Origin of the sequence: Mesoplasma seiffertii ATCC 49495 (assembly GCF_000518725.1) — a bacterium.
GTDB lineage: Bacteria > Bacillota_I > Bacilli_A > Mycoplasmatales > Mycoplasmataceae > Tullyiplasma > Tullyiplasma seiffertii.
In genome coordinates, this window is record NZ_KI912485.1 from 119,761 (window position 1) to 138,585 (window position 18,825).

The following is an 18,825-nucleotide window of genomic DNA, read 5'->3' on the forward strand; positions in this document are numbered from 1 at the left end:
AATGATTTTAACGACAAGATTAAAAAGAGTTTTAGACTTAATTCCTAAAACAAAAACAGTCGCCGATATTGGAACCGATCATGCATATTTACCAATAGCAATTGTTGAAGCTCAAAAAGCTGAACTTGTTTATGCAGTTGATGTAAATAAAAAACCGTTATTAAGTGCTGAAGCTAATATTAAAAAATTTGGTTACGAAAACCAAATTTTTACGATTTTAAGTAATGGTTTAGAATTTATGAATCATGAATTTGATGCACTAATTGATTATGTTACAATTTCTGGACTTGGGACTCAGACAATTTTGACAATTCTAAAAGACGATAACAATAATATAAAAAATTATATTATTTGCTCTAATACTGATATTAGATTATTGAGACAATGAATAAATAATTCTCAGTATCAAATTATGTTTGAAGATTTTTTTGAAGATTATGCTGTCAATTATTGACTAATTAAAATCAGCAAAGTTTTTAATGATACTCAATTAACTGAACAAGAAATTATGTTTGGAGAGAAAAAGTATTTTTTAAATAATGATTTATACAAAAAATATTTAAAGTCTGAAATTAATAAAATTGATAAAATTCTTGCAAAGATTAAAAATGATACTTCAAGAATTAGCCAACTAAAGAAACAACAAAAAGATATTGAGGGTTTTCTTAATGAAATTAAATAAACTAATTAAATACTTGGAAAAAAAATTTTCTTACAAATTAGCAGGGAAATGAGACCATCCAGGCTTCCAAATTTTTACTAAAAATCAAATTTCTCTTGATAGCGAAATTAATAAAGTAATGGTTTGTCTTGACTTAACGGTTCAGGGAGTTGAAGTGGCAATAAAGGATCAAGTTGACTTAATTATTACCCGTCACCCATTTGTGTTTAATGAATTGGCCGATGAGCGTAATAATCCTGCTAAAAATGAAATGTTTAAAAAATTAAAAAAGGCAAACATTTTAGTATACTCAATTCATTCAAATTATGACGCTTCAGTTAATCAAGGATTAGCAAAAATTTTAGCTAAAAGATTTGATGTCAAAAAAACTACTCGTTTGGGCCCAGAAAAAGAATGCCTTAAAGTGGTACTTAGAAAAGAAATTAATCATGCAGAGCTAGTTGAAAAATTACGAACTTTATTACCAATTGAAAAAGTTGATTGTGCAAAAGATTTAGAATTAAAAAGTAAACTTCAAGAATTTTATATAACAACAGGTTCAGGGGCAAGTTCAATGGTAGCACAAGCTTTAGTTAATAAAACTTTTATAACTGGTGAAGTTAAATGAAATGAATGAGCCTATGCCAATGATAATAAGATAAACTTAATTGGAGTGGGTCATTATATGGAAAATTATTTTGTAGATGACATCAGTGAAAAATTATCAGCATTAGATCAAACTTTAAAAATAATTAAGTTTGATACTACCAATTTGTTTAAGCAAATATAGAAAAGGAATACGATATGGAATTTTCAAGTTTTGGATTTAAAAAATTTATTAATGATACTTTACAAGAAATTGATTTTGTAACTCCTACATCAGTTCAGGAAAAAGTTATTCCATTAATTAAAAAACATCGCAACGTGGTTGCATTAGCACATACTGGAACTGGAAAAACTCATAGTTTCCTACTACCAATTATTAATAATTTGAACTTAAGTGTTTCGTTTGAAAAACGACACGTTCAAGCATTGATAATTGCTCCAACTAGAGAATTGGCTAAACAAATTTATGATAACATTAAGCCCTTTCAAAAAAATGAGCCAAAAATTACGACCGGTTTGTTTATTGGAGGAGAAGATATTACCAAAACAATTGATCAGTTAGAAAAAACTCAACCGATGATTGTTGTTGGGACTCCAACACGAATTAGGGAACTGTATGAAGGAAATCATTTACGAATTACGACTGCTGATTATATTGTTGTTGATGAATGTGACATGATTTTTGACTTAGGGTTTATCGAAGATGTTGACTTTATGATTTCAAAGGCTAAACAAAATGCTGTAATTTCATTATTTTCAGCAACAATTCATGAAACATTACGTCCATTTGTTAAAAAGTATTTAAATGATTCAATTTTTGTTGATGATTCTGAATCAATGCCATCAAATAAAAATATTCAGCATATCTTAATTGATACTAAAAATCGAGAAGTAGAAGAAGTATTGACTAAAATTGCTTCGTCAATCAATCCATACTTGTGTTTAATTTTTGTTAATCAAAAAGAAGACGTTTCTAAAATGATTAAAATTTTACGAAATGCAGGAGTAACATCCTTGGGAGAACTTCATGGTGATTTACAGCCAAGAACACGTATGAACATGCTCAAGAAAATAAAGAATAACGAATTCAAATTTGTTGTTGCAACAGATGTTGCCGCTCGAGGTGTTGATATTACTGGAGTTAGCCATGTAGTGTCAATTGATTTACCACGTGATTTAAGTTACTACATCCATCGTTCAGGGAGAACTGGGCGTTCAAAAATGACAGGAATCAGTTATGTATTGTTTAATGCTAAAAACCAAGAAAAAATTGAAGAACTAAAAAACAAAGGAATCGAATTTGAAGTTCAAAAGCTTTTAGATGGGGAACTAGTTAATATTAAAAAAACGCGACAACGAACTCCAAAAAAGAATCAACAAAATTTAGATGTTGAATCACAAAAAGTTATTTCTAAGTATAAAAAACAAATTGTTAAACCGGGATATAAACAAAAACGTAAGCGTGAATTAGAAGAAATTAAAAAGAAACGTCGTCGTGAACATATTAAGCAAAATATCTCAAAAATTAAAAAAGAAAAATACAAAAAAAGGCGTGAAGAATTATTTGGAGATTAGCAATTGCTTTTCTCTTTTTTTATTGTATTATTATTGTAATATTTAAAAAAAAGAAGAGGGTTGACCATGAGAAAAATTAAAATTAGATCATCTGATGGTCAAGAAGTTTTAGAGTTATCGGCTGCGCAGTTAAAAGAAATTAAAGAGAGTCCAAAATATGAAAAAGCTCATGCTGATTTAGTAGCTAAAGCTGAGAAAAAATTAGAGCGCCAAATTTATTTTAAACAAGGTTTTTGAAAAGATTTATTATTAATATCAATTGCTGCTTTGGGAACAACAGTTGCATTTGATTATTTTGTTTCGGCAACTGGAAAAATGGGATTATTTCCTGGTGGTTTAGGAGGAATTACGCGTTTTATTTCCGTAATTGTAGTTTCTGAACAAGAAAAACAAGCTAGTTTATATTTCGTATTTTATTTTGCTTTTAATATTCCGTTTATTTGTTTTGGATTTTGGAAATTAGGTAATAAATTTACACTGACAACAGTAATTTATATTTTATTAAGTATTTGTTTTGACCAGGTCATTCGTTTGATACCAGTGATCAATCCTTCAGAGTGACATTTGATTATTGATTATGAACTTATTGGGGGAATTCCTCAGGTTTGAAATAGCACAATTTGATTATTTGTGTTTGCTGTTTTTGGAGGAATTATTTTAGGTTGGTCGTATGCTGTGATTTATAAGGCATCTTCTTCAACTGGGGGAACAGATTTTGCGACAGTTTATTTTGCTCAACAACGTAATAAAAACATCGGTAAAATTAATATGAAAATTAACTTTATTATTTTGACAAGCGTGATCATTTTAAATACCTTAATGCTAAAGTCTGAAGAATTTAATGAATCAATTAAATATTCAATTTTAAATAGTCATTATTCTAATGCTACTTTTTTCAATCAAGCAGTTGAAAAAAATGATTTATGCGCAATAGCAATTAAAGATTTGTTTACTAATAATGGTAACCCAATCATTACTGATTCAAATTTAGGGGAAGCATTACGTAAAGCAGCTTCAGATGTCAACTTTAAAAGTTATTCAACAGGAATGATGAACTTAATGAGATTTAAATTTATTTTTGGACCAAGTTTATTTGCTTCATTCACAATGGTAATTGCTCAAGCATTAGTAGTTGATTTCTTATATCCAAAAAATAAGATTCAAACAATTATGATTACAACTATTAAATCTGATGAAGTTCAACAATATTTATTTGAGGCTGGATACCGTAACAATGTATTTATTTGAGAGGCAGAAACATCAAAAAAAGGTGTTGGAGTTACTAACAAAAAAGTATTGATGGCAACAGTTACGGTTATTAACTGAAATAAATTAGAAGCTGGATTAATCAACATTGATCAACATATGAATATTAATGTCGTTAAAACTCAAAGAGTTAAAGGACCATTTAGATATGAGCTTGATAATGAACGCCGTTTACGAATTATTCATGAACGAGTTGTTACAAATGTTAAGTGAATGAAAAAAATTGAACACGATGCAATTTTTATTGCCAATGCAAGAATTAAAAATGATTTAAAAAATGAGAAAGCCATTCAAAAAACTGATTAAAATATTATATAATGTATTTATGGTCTAACAGATTTTCAAACTGATAGACAATTTTAACTGCTAACATTACACAATGTATATTGGCTTTTCTTATTTTAAGAAAAAGTAAAAAAGGAGAGAGAATATGAAAAATCCTAAAAAGAGTTTTAAAAAAGTAATTCATATTTCAGTCATGGGACTTATTGTACTTTCTCTAATTGTAGGAATTATTTTTTCAAGTTTAAGTGGCATTTCTAATAACGTTTTAGGACCCAAATATAAAGGTGGATATGAAGCTTTAGTTGGGGTTTATGATAATAGTAAACAATCATCAGAAACCAATAATGAGTTTCTACCAAATGGAGATGCTGCTCAAGGAGCCAAAGCTTTAGAAAGTAAGCTATCACCATTTTCAGATAATACAATTGAAGTAACTCAAGTTGGAGCAAGTAGAGTATCAGTTAAAGTATCACGTGATGCTTATGCAAACAATACTAAAATTCTGCAAAATGCAATTGAAATGAATGGTGGTATTTTAGTAACAAACAGTAACTATGAAGATGTTTTATTTAATGAAACATTGATGACAAAAGCTGGTAAACCGATCTATGAAACTCAAAATGACAAAAAAGTTGTTAAAGAAAAAGTGGGAGTGTCACAATTACTAGGAGAACCAGAAGCGGTTTCAATTAAAAGTAATCAAGCAATTACCAATGAACCTTATATTCAATTTTCATTAACTCAAGATTATTTATCTAAAATTGTTGCTCCATCAGCAGAAGGAGAAAACACAGGTGGAGACGCTCCATCATTAAACATGTTTACTTCTGTGGAAACAATTTTATCAAATATGCGTGAGTATTATTCATTATATTCACAAGCAAAAGATACTGATAAGTTCTTGGAAGCTTATTTAGAAGGAATTATTAAGCCTTTAAGAAGTTATAAAAATGATAGTTCAATTAAAGATGAATTAGGAAAACGTGTTTTAGATGACTTTTTCTTAGTTAATTATCAAAGATTAGGGGCTAATGGCTGAGAAAATAGAACTGCTTCGTTACTAGGTTATTTCAACCAAGATAATGCAGGATTTGAAGGTGAAATTACAACTATAGCACATTTGAGAAGAATTTTATTTGGAGATTCAAATGCTGATGAACCATATAACAATTACAAGTTTAGTTTCGTAAATGCTGATTTAAATAAATATATTTATGATCAAAACGCTGAGGCTAAAGAATTTAATGAAAATGGACTTTATGGTAAAAAACTAGTTTCTGAAGCAGATAAAAACGACTTAGGAAGCATTCAAGAAGTTTTTTCAAAATTAACTAGCGTATTGTTTAAAGAATCATTGTTTAAAAATGTTAAAGACGATAGTTTGGTAAACATTGCTTTAGAAAAATCAATTTTTTCTGACAATATTATTCAAAGAGGACAAATAGAGGTTATTCCAGAAGCAAATACACAAGTTTCTTCTTCAACACCAGCATATATTCAAGATAATAAACTTTCTATTAAAACATCATCATATACAAAGGCTAAAAAAGCTGTTGCAACAATCTTGCAAACAACTTCAGGACTTTCATTTAAAGTTTTTGCAATTTCAGAATTTAATGCGTTAATTTCGCGAACACTATTTATCGTTTCAATAGTAGCATTAATAATTTTAGCAATTATGTTAATGATTTATGTAGTTTTTGCATATCGTTTATTAGGGTTATTCACAATTATTATTGCGGCAATTATTGGAGCGTTGACATTCTTAGTTCCATTTTGATTTGGATTTGCGATAGGGCCAGAAATCTTTAGCATTATCTTTATAATCATAGGATTAACTATCGATATTAACATTTTGTACTTTGAATCGATTAAGCGTAGTATTTATGAAGATAAACATTCGATTGAATCTTCATTTAAAATTAGTGGTCGAGAAAGTTTATGATTAGTAATTGATTCAGCAATTGTCGTTTTAATTCCAAATGTGATTTTATTCTGAATCGGAACTGGAGCTATGAAAAACTTTGCCACAATTACAGCAATTGGAGCATTATTTGTAATATTATTTGGCGTTGTTGTGATGCGTATTATTTGTTATTTCCTTGTAAAATCAAGGTTATTACATGACAATGCGAATTTATTACCAATTGATACTTCTAAAGAAATCAAGGGTTCTTTCTTTACTGATTTAAGAATTCGTCACCTAGAAGTTAAAATTGCAAATAATGCTAAAAAGCGTGAGGTTTCATCAAGAGACTTAATTAAAACAAAAGCAAATCAAGATCAATTAAATCGTTTATACAAAATTCAAAAGGAAATGATTGCTGATCGTTTAGCTAAAAAAGCTTTAAGAAGTCAAAAAGAAATTGATAAAGTTCAAATTCAAATTGATAAAATTGAAGCTTTAAAAGCTAAGTATGAAAATAAACCTACTCAAAGTGTTAAAGCAAATAATAAACAAGCAGAATTAGTAAGTTATCAACAAATGATAGTTAGTCAAAGTGAAACTAACTTTACTGATAAAAAACAAGCTCAAAATATTCAAGCAATTCAAATTGAGAAAAAGGTTGCATCTTTAGGAAAAATTATTTCAATTTTCTGAGTTGTGATCATTATATTTGGAGCTATTATTGGTGGATTCTTTGGAGCAAATTTATCTTCTAATTTAGGAAAAGGACAAAACTTTCTTTTATATGGGGATGCTGTTGCAGAAACATATAGTAACCTTGAAGCACCAAAAGAAACTTTATTGCCAAATGAAAATGATAAAAACCGCGATAGAATTTATGATGGTTTACAAAATCTTAAAAAGAAAAATGATGAATATTTTGCTAAACTATATGCAGTAGATTCAATAGATAAAGCTACAAGTGAACAACAAAATTATTGAATGGCACAAACTGTCGCTCAATCATATGAATTCTTGTTGTCAAATAATTATTTATCTTCATTCAACTCAAGAATGGAAAAAACATCATTAAGAAAATCACAAGTTTCTTATGGTAATAACTTTGCAATTATTAATGAAGATTCAAATATTCGTGAAACTACAGGTTGAGTTTCAATTACTACTTCAAAAAAAGTAAGTTTAAGACAAATGAAAAGAACTCAAGCTGCGCTTGCGGGTTTAGGAAACTTACCACCTAACTACAACAATCCAAGTCGTGGAATTTTAGGTCTTGAAGAAACACCATATACTGCATATGATCAAATTCGTCAAATTGCAGTTATGTTTGGAATTTTATTACTAGCCTTGATTGTTTATATGGTAATTAGATTCAAATGAACATACTATGTCGCTTTAGCTTTAGGACTAATTATGACAATCTCAATTACGGTTGCCTTAATTGTGTTATTCCGAATTCCAGTATCAATCGAAATTATTACCGCCATTTTAGGAGTAGTAATGTTCAGTTTAGTAACAGCAATTTTGATTATGGGTAAAGGGAAAACCATTTTAGCTTCAAAAGATGAGCGTACAATTAATAAACAGTTTGCAAAAGAAATTGAATTACATGTATTAATCAATGAGGCAAAAAATACTCGAAGTAAAGAACTTGATAAGTTAAAAGCTACTTTTAAAAAATCTCGTAAGCAACTGAAAAAAGCATTAGCAAAAAACTTATCAGAAACAAAAGTTAAAGATCAACGTCGAACTATTAAAAAACAAGCTAAGGCTGATCAAAAAGCTCTTAAAGTTCAGTTTAAAAAAGACCGCAAACTTATTCTTAAAAACTTTGCTATTTTCAAAGGTGAGACTAAAAAACAAGTTACAATTGAGTCAAGAAAAAATAATTTCTTAAAACAAATCTTTTTAGATATTATTAAATTTGGTGTATTCCGACTTATTGCTGTAGGAACTATTTACATTGCTGTGGGAATTATTGCAGCAATTACCTTACCAGTTATTTCAGGAATGGGTATGACTTTAGCAATTGGTGTTGTTATAGCTTCAATTGTATTTATTACAATTTCAGTACCTGTGTGAATTTGATTGGAAAGAAAACGTATTAATGCTAAATATGGATATAAAAAATTCATTAGAAAAATTGTTGTTTCAAGTGAAGAACAAACAATTAAAGATATTAACGATTAAAAAGGATAAATATGGATTTAAAAAAATATATTTTGGATGTTCAAGATTTTCCAAAACCAGGAGTTAATTTTAAAGATATCACTCCGCTATTAAATGATGCTGAAGCATTTCATTTCATGATTGAAGAAATTTCAAAATTTGTTAAAGAATGTGGAGCTAATGTTGTAGTTGCTCCTGAAGCAAGAGGATTTTTATTGGCATCAGCAGTTGCCTTTAATACTAAAACAAGATTTGTTCTAGTAAGAAAACCAGGAAAATTACCTCGAGAAGTAATTGATATTGAATATTCTTTAGAATATGGGACTAATCATCAACAAATTCATAAAGGTGACATTAAACCTGGAGATCAAGTTGTTATTATTGATGACGTTCTTGCAACTGGGGGAACAATTGAAGCAATTATCAAATTGATCTCAAGTGAAGGTGCTGAAGTTAAAGGAATTTCATTTTTAGCAGACTTGACTTATTTACATGATGAGAAATTGCTTTCAGAGTATAATGTTCAAAAATTAATAAAGTATTAAAAATAAAGACGAAAGTCTTTATTTTTAATTAGATATAATTATATAATTGATAAACAAAGGGGTATTTTATGGCAGGATTTGTACAAAAAAAACATATAAAAAAAACATATAATAATATTTTAGATATTATTGAAATTCGAGAATATAAGCAATTAGAAACGGAATTAAAAAAGTATATCTTTAATAAAAAAGAGTTACGAGAAATTGAAATGGCATATCAGTATGCCTATGAAAAACATGATGGTCAGTTACGTCGTAACGGAGATCCCTATATTTATCATCCATTATCAACAGCATATTATTTAGCACAGCTTAAAATGGGACCTAAAACAATAATTGCAGGGTTGCTTCATGATATTTTAGAAGACACTCCTTATACTGTTGAGGATTTAGAAACAAAGTTTGGAGAAGAGGTAGCTAATTTAGTAGAATCAGTTACTAAGGTTAGCTATTTTGCCAAAGAAAATCGTGAGCAATTAAAATCAGAATATTTACGTAAATTGTACTTATCAATGGCAAAAGATATTAGGGTAATCATTATTAAAATTGCAGACCGTTTACATAATATGTTAACCATCCGTAATTTACCTGAAGCTAAACAAATTGTTATTGCTCGAGAAACATTAGATATTTATTCAGCAATTGCACACCGTATTGGAATGAAAAATGCCAAGTCGTTTTTAGAAGATTTATCATTTGAAGTCTTAAATCCAGTAGACTATCAAAAAACAAAAGCTTTAATGGATAGTGATAGTGAAAAACGAACTCAAAGTATTAATGCAATCATTGCAGATATTGATCAATATTTACGTAAAGAAAAACATATCAAATTACTTGATATTTTTGGAAGAGCAAAAACAGTTTATTCAGTGTATCGTAAAATGAATATGGTTGGAAAACAGTTTGAAGAAATTAATGATGTTTTAGCAATTCGCATCATTACAAAATCAGTTGATGATTGCTATAAGATTTTAGGATTTATTCACCAAAAATATACTCCGTTAGCAAAACGTTTTAAAGATTACATTGCAACTCCCAAAAATAACGTGTATCAATCATTGCATACAACCTTAGCTGATAATTCGGGAAATATTTTTGAAGTCCAAATTAGAACAGAAGCGATGGATGAAATTGCGGAAACTGGAGCTGCTTCTCACTGAAGATATAAAGAAGGTGAAGTCGTTGATATTGCCAAAAAACAAAAAGAGATTGATGAACAAATAGATGTCTTTAATCGTATTTTAGACTTAGATCGTCAAAGTTCATTTGACGATAATGCTTCGATTAAAGATAGCATTGAAAATACTTTAAAAGAGGATTTGTTTACTGCGTCAATTTATGTACTAACACCTGGTGGAGCAGTAAAAACTTTACCTTATGGATCAACAGTTTTAGATTTTGCTTATCGAATTCATACTGAAGTTGGAGAAAAAACGATTGGAGCTAAAATTAACGGAGTCTTTTCTCCAATTAATACGGTTTTAAAATCAGGAGAAGTTGTTGAAATTAAAACTTCATCAAAACAAGAACCAACTCATGAATGATTAAAAATTGTGGTAACAGCAGCGGCAAGAAATCGTATTAAAAAATATTTAAGTGCCAAAATGACTGATGAAAATATTAAAGATAAAAAAGAAGAAAACCGTTTGATCGCCAAAAAAGTTGAAGCAACAATTAATGCTTATATTAATCAAAAAGACTGACGTTGAAAACGTAAATCTAACGAGGAAATTTTAGAAAGCGTTAAAAAACTAGGATTTGCATCTTTAGAAGATTTCTTGTTAGCGCAAGCTAAAGGAGAATATACAATTGCTGAAGCAACTGATTTAGTTTATATTGATAAAAATTATTCTAAAGATGATGAGGCGTTAGAAAATATCAAATCAAAAGTTGTTAATAATTTAGATTTAAAAAATGATATTGTTATTGATGGAATCACTAATATTAAAACTGCTTTGGCAAGTTGTTGTATGCCAATTCCTTATGAAAATGTTGTTGGTTATGTTTCAAAGGGTAGCGGAATTAAAGTTCATTTAGATGAATGTTTTAATATTTCAAATTCTGAAGATCAAAAACGCTTAATTGCCGTTCAATGAAATTCAGCAGTGGCTGAAAGCCATTTCTACACAACAAAAATTCGTTACTATGGAATTGATCGCCCTAATTTGCTTTATGATATATCAAAAGTTCTAACAAGTTTAAAAGCCTCAATTGTTAGTGCCAATCTATCAAGCGATGAGAAGCTATTAACTTCTTCAGGAGTTTTAACAATTAAAATTAAAAATTCTGATCAACTAAATCAAATTATTTCAGCGATTAAATCAATTCCTTCAATTAATGAAGTGGAACGTGGATATAAACAACGCTAATGGTTAAGACAATTACATGAGACCAACTTGAAGAGTACTTAGCAAAGGACTTTATTTTAGTTGATATTCGTGAACAATATGAAACAAATCTAGGAGTTATAAATAACTGCCAATTTTTGCCAATGTCAGATTTAGTTTTAGATTTTTCTGTGCTTGATAAGCAGGGTAACTATTTGTTTTATTGTCAAACATCAAGACGAAGTCAAGCTTTAATTAATAACTTACTTGAGCAAGGTTTTAACCAAGAACAGATTATTAATATAGCTGGTGGATATAATGAGTGACAAAAATTAAATAATCTTAAAAAATAACGCTTTTGCGTTATTTTTTTAATTATCTTAATATCTAAATAATCTATGGTTGTTATATAATTAATAAGATATAAAGGAAGTGAAAGCAAATGATTCAAAAACCTCGAGGAACTCAAGATAGCTTTGGTCAAGAAGCAAAACAATGATCAGCACTTGAAGCTAAATTAAAAACCATTTTAGCAAAGTTTAATTACAACGAAATTCGAACACCAATTTTTGAGGCTAAGGAATTATTTGTAAGAAGCGTCGGAGAAACAAGTGACGTTGTTTCAAAAGAGATGTATGAACTAATTGATAAAAAGGGTCGTGAATTTGTATTGCGGCCTGAAGGAACTGCTCCAATTGTTCGTAGTTTAATTGAAAACAAATTATATGCTCCAGAACACTTACCATTTAAAGCATTTTACTTAGGGCCAATGTTTCGTTATGAACGTCCCCAAGTAGGTCGTAATCGTCAATTTCACCAACTAGGAATTGAAGCTTTTGGGGCAAATAATTTCAACCAAGATATGGAAATAATTATTATTGCAAATCAAATTGTTAAAGAATTAAACTTGGATAATAATTTAGAAATTGAAATTAATTTTTTAGTGACAGGTGAACATAGAGTTGCCTATATCGCAGAATTAAAGCAATATTTACAAACATTTGTTTTATGTGAAGATTGTCAAATCCGTATGGTACAAAATCCATTACGTATTTTGGATTGTAAAATTGATGGAGATAAATTTACAAATGTTCCCGACATGAATAAGTTTTTATCGCCTGAAGATCAAGACCAATTTACAAAGTTAATAACAGGATTAAATACTTTAGGAATTAAAACCACTGTTAATCCTAAACTAGTTCGTGGATTAGATTACTATACAGGATTTATTTTTGAGTTAAAATGTTTATCAGAAAAACTAGGTGGTCAACAGACAATTATTGCTGGGGGACGTTATAACAACTTAGTTTCTGAGCTTGGTGGACCAACGGTTCCAAGTGCTGGATTTGGAATGGGTCTGGAACGTTTACTAATTATGTTGGCAGCAGAAAATATTTCTTTAACAACTGACAATGAATTGGATGTTTATACAATTGCTGTTTCAGAAAAGGGAATGGGTTTTAATCAAGAATTATTATTTAAACTACGTGATGCTGGAATTAAAGCAGATACAGACTTAATGAACCGTAGCTTTAAATCAGCATTTAAGCAAGCTGATAAATTTAAGGCAAGAAATGTCATTGTCATTGGAGACCAAGAGTTTGAATCACGTACAGTTCAAGTAAAAGATCAATTAACAAAACAAACAGTGACATTATCAATTGCAGAATTAATAGATAAATTAAAAGGAGAATAAAAATGAAACGAACACACCACTGTGGTCAACTAAATCTTAGCAATGTTGGACAAACAGTTCTTTTACAAGGATGAGTTAAGAAAATTCGTAAAATGGGAGCTATGAACTTTATAGATTTACGTGACTTTTACGGAGTAACACAATTAATTATTGATGAGAGTCATGGTGACCTGATGCAAACTATCAAAACAGAGTACGTTATTGAAGTTAGCGGAATTGTAGTTGAACGTAAGTCAAAAAATTTAGATTTACCAACTGGAGAAATTGAAATTAAAGTGACAGCCATTCAAATTATTAATAAAGCTGACTTAGTGCCGTTTCAAATTGAAGATCATAGTGAAGCACTGGAAGATACTCGTTTAACATACCGCTATTTAGATTTGAGACGTTCGTCAATGCAACACCATCTTAAAACTCGAGCAAAGTTAAATTCAATTTTTAGAACAACTTTGGAAAATCATAATTTCTTAGAAGTTGAAACTCCTTATTTTGGAAAATCAACACCTGAAGGGGCTCGAGATTTTTTAGTACCATCACGTTTAAATAAAAATAAATTTTATGCCTTACCACAATCACCACAATTGTATAAACAATTATTAATGATATCGGGAATTGATCGTTATTATCAAATTGCTAGATGTTTTAGAGATGAAGATTTACGAATTGACCGTCAACCAGAATTTACTCAACTAGATTTAGAAATGAGTTTTGCAACTGGAGAAGATGTGATGTTGCTTGTTGAAGAATTAGTAAAAAATTCTTTGGTTGAATTTAAAGGTATTAAAATAACCGAACCGTTATTAAGAATGCCATATAAGGAAGCTATCAAAAATTATGGTATCGATAAACCAGATTTAAGATATGATTTAAAAATTCACGACTTAGAAGAAGTTTTTGCAAATACGGAAGTCAAAATGTTAGCTGGTTCAACAATGTCAATTCGAGGAATTATGATTGACCAATTAGTTGGTAAGAAACAGTTAGAAGAATTAGTTGAAACTGCAAAACAAAATGGGATTAATGGTTTTGGATTTGCAAAAGTTGAAAATGGAACTTGATCAGGTTCAATTGCAAGTCAACTAAATGAAAAAGAAAAAGCAATGTTATTAGATAAATTTGCGATTAAGTCTCAAGGAACATTGTTGGTTCAAACAGCGCCGTATAATGTAGTTTCTCAAGCAATGGGAGCTTTGAGAATTCAACTTGCAAAAATGTTTAATTTAGCGGACCCAAATGATTGCAAACCATTATGGGTTACGGATTTTCCATTGTTTGAGTGAAGCGAAGAAGAACAGCGTTTTGAAGCAGCACACCATCCATTTACAATGCCAAAAGATTGTTCACTGGCAGATTTTGATACTAATAAAGCCGAAGCAATTGCTTATGCTTATGACTTAGTAATTAATGGATACGAAATTGGTTCTGGATCACAAAGAATTACTGATCCGGTAATTCAACAACGTATGTTTGATGCAGTTGAACTAACTGCTGAAACTGTTGAACGTAACTTTGGATGATTCATGAACGCTTATAAATATGGAGCGCCGTATCATGCTGGAATGGGTTTAGGAATTGATCGTTGAGCGATGATCATGTCAAACGCGGAGTCAATTCGTGATGTGATTGCCTTTCCTAAAAATTCATCAGGAGTTGATCCAATGAATAACGCTCCAGACTTTGTTGAAGAAAAACAGTTAAAAGAACTTTTTATTAAAACTGTATAAAATAGTATAGATAAAATAACAAAATAATCAATTGGTCAAAAATTCTTTTTAGAATTAGGAAACCAATTTTTTTATTGCTTTCATGAACCAATAGCAAGTTAATTTATTTTATAGAGTCTTTCAAAATGTAATTATATAAGTGTTATATACAACAAATATAATAAAAGGAGAAAACTATTATGAAAAAATTACTTACAGTTTTAGGAGCAGTAGGTTTAACTGCAACAGCTGGTTCAGCTGTTGTAGCTTGTAAAGGAAAAGATGTATGTAAGACACCTAACTTACAAGCATTAAAAACTCAAATTGCAAAAGCAGAAAAAATGCAACAAGGTAAAAAATCTAAAGAAGCTTTTGCTGCTTTAACAAAAGCAATTGAAGAAGTAAAAAAAGTTACTAAAGAAGAAGAAGCACCAGATGCTTATGTTAAAATTGTTGGAGCAATGAAAGCTTTCAATGAGTCACCTGATATTAAACAAGTAGACTTAAAAGAATTTAAAACAGCAGTAGAAAAAATTGCTAAAGGTGAAGAAGCTACAATCGATGAAGCAATTGTTAAAATCAAAGCGGTTAAATTGCCAACAGGAGTAACTTCTATAAAAGTTGAAAAAGATACTAAAGATGCTAACAAAATTATCATTTCTTTCGTAGTTGAACAAGGTTATGAAGCATTAGCTAACTTAGAATTAACATTTACTAAAAAAGGTTAAAAACTTTTAAAAAAATCCTCAAACGAGGATTTTTTTTAATATAGTTGATTTATTAAGCCAGAATAAATTCAATTGTAAGCTTGATTAAACCCCAATTGTAGATAACAAAGATAAGTTAGCTGAAGATGAGTTTCTTTAGCTATTTTTTTAGCCTTTAACAGTTTAGTACTAAATTTGGCTAGAGTTAAAATAATTATTTTTGACTCAAATAACTGGGTGTCTAAGTGCACTTCATTTGAAAAAATTTCATCTAAAATGTCATGTTCTTTAATAACTTTGTAGACTTCATTTTTAAAGCGTTGATATTTTTTATTGATAACTTGATTACCAAGTTTAATGGCACATAAGCGTTTACTTTCAATGTCGTTATTTTCTAAAAAAAGATAGTAATCAATAATAGTTTGAATCCCTCAACAAAAACCATTTAAAGTCATGTAGTCAGTAATCATTTGATCAAACTTTTTAAATAAGCGTTCATCACTAACGAATTGTTTTAACTTAGGTTTAAAAAAGTTCAAATAATTATTGCTAGCTGCAAACAATTTTGAATAATTGGTTTCGCCAATCTTATCAAAAGGAATAAAATCATTTGGGTTTAAATTAAACTTTTCAATTCATTGCTTATTCTTTTTTAAACTTCGATTGACAGTTTTTTCTCACCATGGAGTCACATAGGTTAGTTGTTTAAGATCTAAAGTATTTAATTCCTTTAATTTATATATTTCAATCATATAGACTCCTTTCAACTATTTGATTATATAAAAAATAAACTATTAATGTATATAAGGTATAATTTATATTAAATAGAGGTGTTATTATGAGCAAAGAAAAGCAAGCAAATCAAGAATTGGAATTAGGTTTTTTTGAACCAGCATTAGGATTAATTATTACGAATTTAGAATTTTTAGAAGATGAGTTACAACAAGAACAACAGCCAGTTAAAGAACTAACTAAAATTCTTGATCAATTCAATGAACTAGAAGCAATTGAAGAATTTGAAAAAGTAGTAGCTGAATTGGTTAATTTAACTCCGGTATTAGAACAAACAATTTTTAAAATTGTTGATGCTGATCAAGCAAAATTATTATCATATTTATATTTAGCAAATAGTATTGCTACTAACCTAAAAGAAACAGCATTGTTAATGCAAATTGCCGGAACAATTGAAACAAAATTGGAGGATGGAATTTTTGAAAATAATGAAGAAAATTTAGTTGCTGAATATAAAACATTGCTAACGCAATTTGCAAATCACGAGTATCAAGAGATATTGAATGATTTATCAACAATTCAATATCAAGAAGAGTTTAAAAAAGTTTTGAACATTCTTTCTAAGGAACAAGATTTTGATGATCTTAAAGAAGGTAATGGAGTATTAATGGAATTATTTGCCTTGGCAAATCCGGTTTCAAATAATTCTAGTTACTTAACAATGTGAAAGCGTTTAAATAATTTAGAAGGGTTATTTACAGTTATTACTTTTTGAGAACAAGATAGTTTTGAAGACGAAGAGTAGTTGTTAGGATTTACAATGGAAACTAAATATGTAGCTTTAATTGTTTGTGGTTGTTTATACTTTGTGGGGTTATTAATTTCAGGGTTATTGGCTTTAAAATATCAAAAGAGTCATCAACCATATCGTCAAGCTGCTCAGGAATATCACAATTACTGAAAAACTGAAAAACTGAATTGATTAAACTTATCACTACTCACACCAATATCATCAAAGTTTGAATTACCTGCAGGCGAAGAACTTTACTTTGTTGAGGAAAATCTAAGTTATGTTACCGATCAAAAACATCGAGATTTAAAAGAACTTAATAAATATGGTTTTGGAAAATACGATCAAATTGAAAGTTATTATGATGATGCTGAATTTATGAGTTTTAAATCAGATTATAAACTTTTTGGATTTAGAAAAAAAACTGCACAAGCAGAACAAAAAATAATGTATGTTACTAATAAACGAATAATCTTTGATCAAAATGGAGTATATGAGCAAATTGTCGTTTCAGACATTGTTAAAGCCTATATTGCTGTAATTTATAATAATGGTCGTTACTATCCAGGATATATTATTCATACTCAAAAGGCTTTGTATAAGGTTATTTCTGATAACCCTCAAGTAACACTAATTATTAATCAAATTAAAAAGACACTGCATTCACAAGGAGGTATCAATGTTGACAACTAAATCACTTATATTCTTGCCGACTCTGGCAACTTTATCAATTATTATTTTTTTGCTAAACGTATATTTAATTATCGAAGTCATTAAAAAATTGAGACAATTAAATAAGTTTAAAACTCAGGAAGTTTTGATTTATGAAAACAAGCGCTTGTTGTTAATAATCAATTTGTGAATTTATTTGATTATGCCATTAATATTTGCCTTGGCAATGATTACATTCGCATTATTCTTTGTTGTAACAACTGAAACTCGAGGAGTTATTTATGGTATAGGAATTGGATTATTTTTAGTTTATGTAATTAGTGCTTTTATTTTTGATGTTTGAATTTTGAAAGCTGCTGAATCAGCAATTGTGGTTGTCAAAAATCATAAGTTAGCGTTTTTAAATGAAGTAATTAACTATACAGCAATTTTGTCTGTTACTAATGACTTAAAGCGTCGCAAAATTTTTATCAATTATTATGATGATGAAAATGAAGGTCTTGTTTTACAAATGAAACTTCGTTATCATTGAGAATTAAAAGACTTTTTTAAAGCATTAGAAATCAGCACAGCGTTTGAATAGGGGAATATTATGATTAAACAAGCAGTATTTATAAAATCAGCAGCCGATCGAAGTGGTTGAATTGAAGATGACATTCCGGAAATTTGTTTTGTCGGTCGAAGCAATGTTGGAAAATCAAGTTTCATTAATTCAATTGCGAATCAAAACAAAATAGCAAAAGTTGCTAATACACCAGGTAAAACTCGATTGCTAAATTTTTTTGACATCAATAAAGGTTATTTCCGCATTGTGGATGCGCCTGGTTATGGTTATGCCAAAATTAATATTAAAATGAAAATTAAGTTTGGAGAAATGATGGAAGATTACTTAATGAATCGTGACAATCTTAAGGGTGTATGTATGTTAGTTGATCTTCGCCATAAACCAACTGGCGATGATAAAGCAATGTATGATTTCTTAAAACAATGTGAAATTCCGGTATTAATGATTGGAACTAAACTAGATAAACTTAAGCGAAATGAAATTAGTAAAAATGAAAAACTAATAAAGGAAACTTTAAATTTTTATGAGCAAGATGCTTTTTTAAAAGTTTCGAACTTAAATAAGACAAATATCCAAGATGCTTGAGTAGAATTTGTTAAAATTATAGAAAATTAAATTAT

The 18,825-nt window shown here is 29.1% G+C and carries 16 protein-coding genes; 15 read left to right on the plus strand and 1 reads right to left on the minus strand.

Translation table 4 applies throughout. The features are described from left to right. The first annotated feature begins 1 nt into the window (after position 1). The 11 genes from L872_RS0101950 to L872_RS04900 all read left to right on the plus strand — a co-directional run bounded on the left by L872_RS0101950 (position 2) and on the right by L872_RS04900 (position 15,467). A complete protein-coding gene (locus L872_RS0101950) occupies positions 2-682 on the plus strand; it encodes a tRNA (adenine(22)-N(1))-methyltransferase (RefSeq protein WP_156923093.1) in 681 nt (226 codons plus the stop codon). After that, complete coding sequence (locus L872_RS0101955; protein ID WP_027063200.1) at positions 669-1,451, plus strand: Nif3-like dinuclear metal center hexameric protein; 783 nt, start codon at positions 669-671, stop codon at positions 1,449-1,451. Before L872_RS0101950 ends, L872_RS0101955 begins: the two co-directional genes overlap by 14 nt. Before the next feature lie 14 nt (positions 1,452-1,465). Then, the gene (locus L872_RS0101960; protein ID WP_027063201.1) at positions 1,466-2,842 is read left to right on the plus strand and encodes a DEAD/DEAH box helicase; all 1,377 of its coding nucleotides are present in this window, start codon (positions 1,466-1,468) and stop codon (positions 2,840-2,842) included. 66 nt (positions 2,843-2,908) lie between these two features. Next, positions 2,909-4,414: a YitT family ABC transporter gene (locus L872_RS0101965; protein WP_051418426.1), complete on the plus strand. Its 1,506-nt coding sequence runs from the start codon at positions 2,909-2,911 to the stop codon at positions 4,412-4,414. 124 nt (positions 4,415-4,538) lie between these two features. Beyond that, positions 4,539-8,489 (plus strand): protein translocase SecDF, variant type, encoded by a 3,951-nt coding sequence (locus L872_RS0101970; RefSeq protein ID WP_027063203.1) that lies wholly within the window; start codon positions 4,539-4,541, stop codon positions 8,487-8,489. An 11-nt stretch (positions 8,490-8,500) separates the two neighbouring features. Continuing rightward, on the plus strand, positions 8,501-9,013 hold the full coding sequence (locus L872_RS0101975) for an adenine phosphoribosyltransferase (protein ID WP_027063204.1): 513 nt from the start codon (positions 8,501-8,503) through the stop codon (positions 9,011-9,013). 68 nt (positions 9,014-9,081) lie between these two features. Next, entirely contained in the window at positions 9,082-11,382 is a 2,301-nt protein-coding gene (locus tag L872_RS0101980; RefSeq protein ID WP_051418427.1) for a RelA/SpoT family protein, read from the plus strand. Then, positions 11,382-11,693, plus strand: coding sequence for a rhodanese-like domain-containing protein (locus L872_RS0101985; RefSeq protein WP_027063206.1), 312 nt, complete (start codon positions 11,382-11,384; stop codon positions 11,691-11,693). Before L872_RS0101980 ends, L872_RS0101985 begins: the two co-directional genes overlap by 1 nt. 89 nt (positions 11,694-11,782) lie before the next feature. Beyond that, positions 11,783-13,036 carry a histidine--tRNA ligase gene (gene hisS / locus L872_RS0101990; RefSeq protein ID WP_027063207.1) on the plus strand — a complete coding sequence of 418 codons (1,254 nt, stop codon included), beginning with the start codon at positions 11,783-11,785 and terminating at the stop codon, positions 13,034-13,036. 2 nt (positions 13,037-13,038) lie between these two features. Further along, positions 13,039-14,760, plus strand: a complete 1,722-nt coding sequence (aspS, locus tag L872_RS0101995) for an aspartate--tRNA ligase (RefSeq protein WP_027063208.1) — start codon at positions 13,039-13,041, stop codon at positions 14,758-14,760. Positions 14,761-14,939: 179 nt separating this feature from the next. Then, positions 14,940-15,467, plus strand: a complete 528-nt coding sequence (locus tag L872_RS04900) for a lipoprotein (protein ID WP_051418428.1) — start codon at positions 14,940-14,942, stop codon at positions 15,465-15,467. Between the two features lie 35 nt (positions 15,468-15,502). Here L872_RS04900 and L872_RS0102005 read toward each other — a convergent pair whose 3' ends face one another. After that, a complete protein-coding gene (locus tag L872_RS0102005; protein ID WP_027063209.1) occupies positions 15,503-16,198 on the minus strand; it encodes a hypothetical protein in 696 nt (231 codons plus the stop codon). Positions 16,199-16,284: 86 nt separating this feature from the next. On the opposite strand from L872_RS0102005, the gene L872_RS0102010 reads away from it, so the two are divergent. From L872_RS0102010 to yihA, 4 genes are read left to right on the plus strand one after another with little or no spacing between them, the layout of a single operon-like run. After that, entirely contained in the window at positions 16,285-16,983 is a 699-nt protein-coding gene (locus L872_RS0102010) for a hypothetical protein (RefSeq protein WP_027063210.1), read from the plus strand. A 15-nt stretch (positions 16,984-16,998) separates the two neighbouring features. Further along, on the plus strand, positions 16,999-17,661 hold the full coding sequence (locus tag L872_RS0102015; RefSeq protein WP_027063211.1) for a hypothetical protein: 663 nt from the start codon (positions 16,999-17,001) through the stop codon (positions 17,659-17,661). Continuing rightward, on the plus strand, positions 17,648-18,223 hold the full coding sequence (locus L872_RS0102020; RefSeq protein ID WP_027063212.1) for a hypothetical protein: 576 nt from the start codon (positions 17,648-17,650) through the stop codon (positions 18,221-18,223). Before L872_RS0102015 ends, L872_RS0102020 begins: the two co-directional genes overlap by 14 nt. 9 nt (positions 18,224-18,232) lie before the next feature. Further along, positions 18,233-18,820, plus strand: coding sequence for a ribosome biogenesis GTP-binding protein YihA/YsxC (gene yihA, locus L872_RS0102025; protein ID WP_027063213.1), 588 nt, complete (start codon positions 18,233-18,235; stop codon positions 18,818-18,820). Positions 18,821-18,825: the final 5 nt, after the last annotated feature.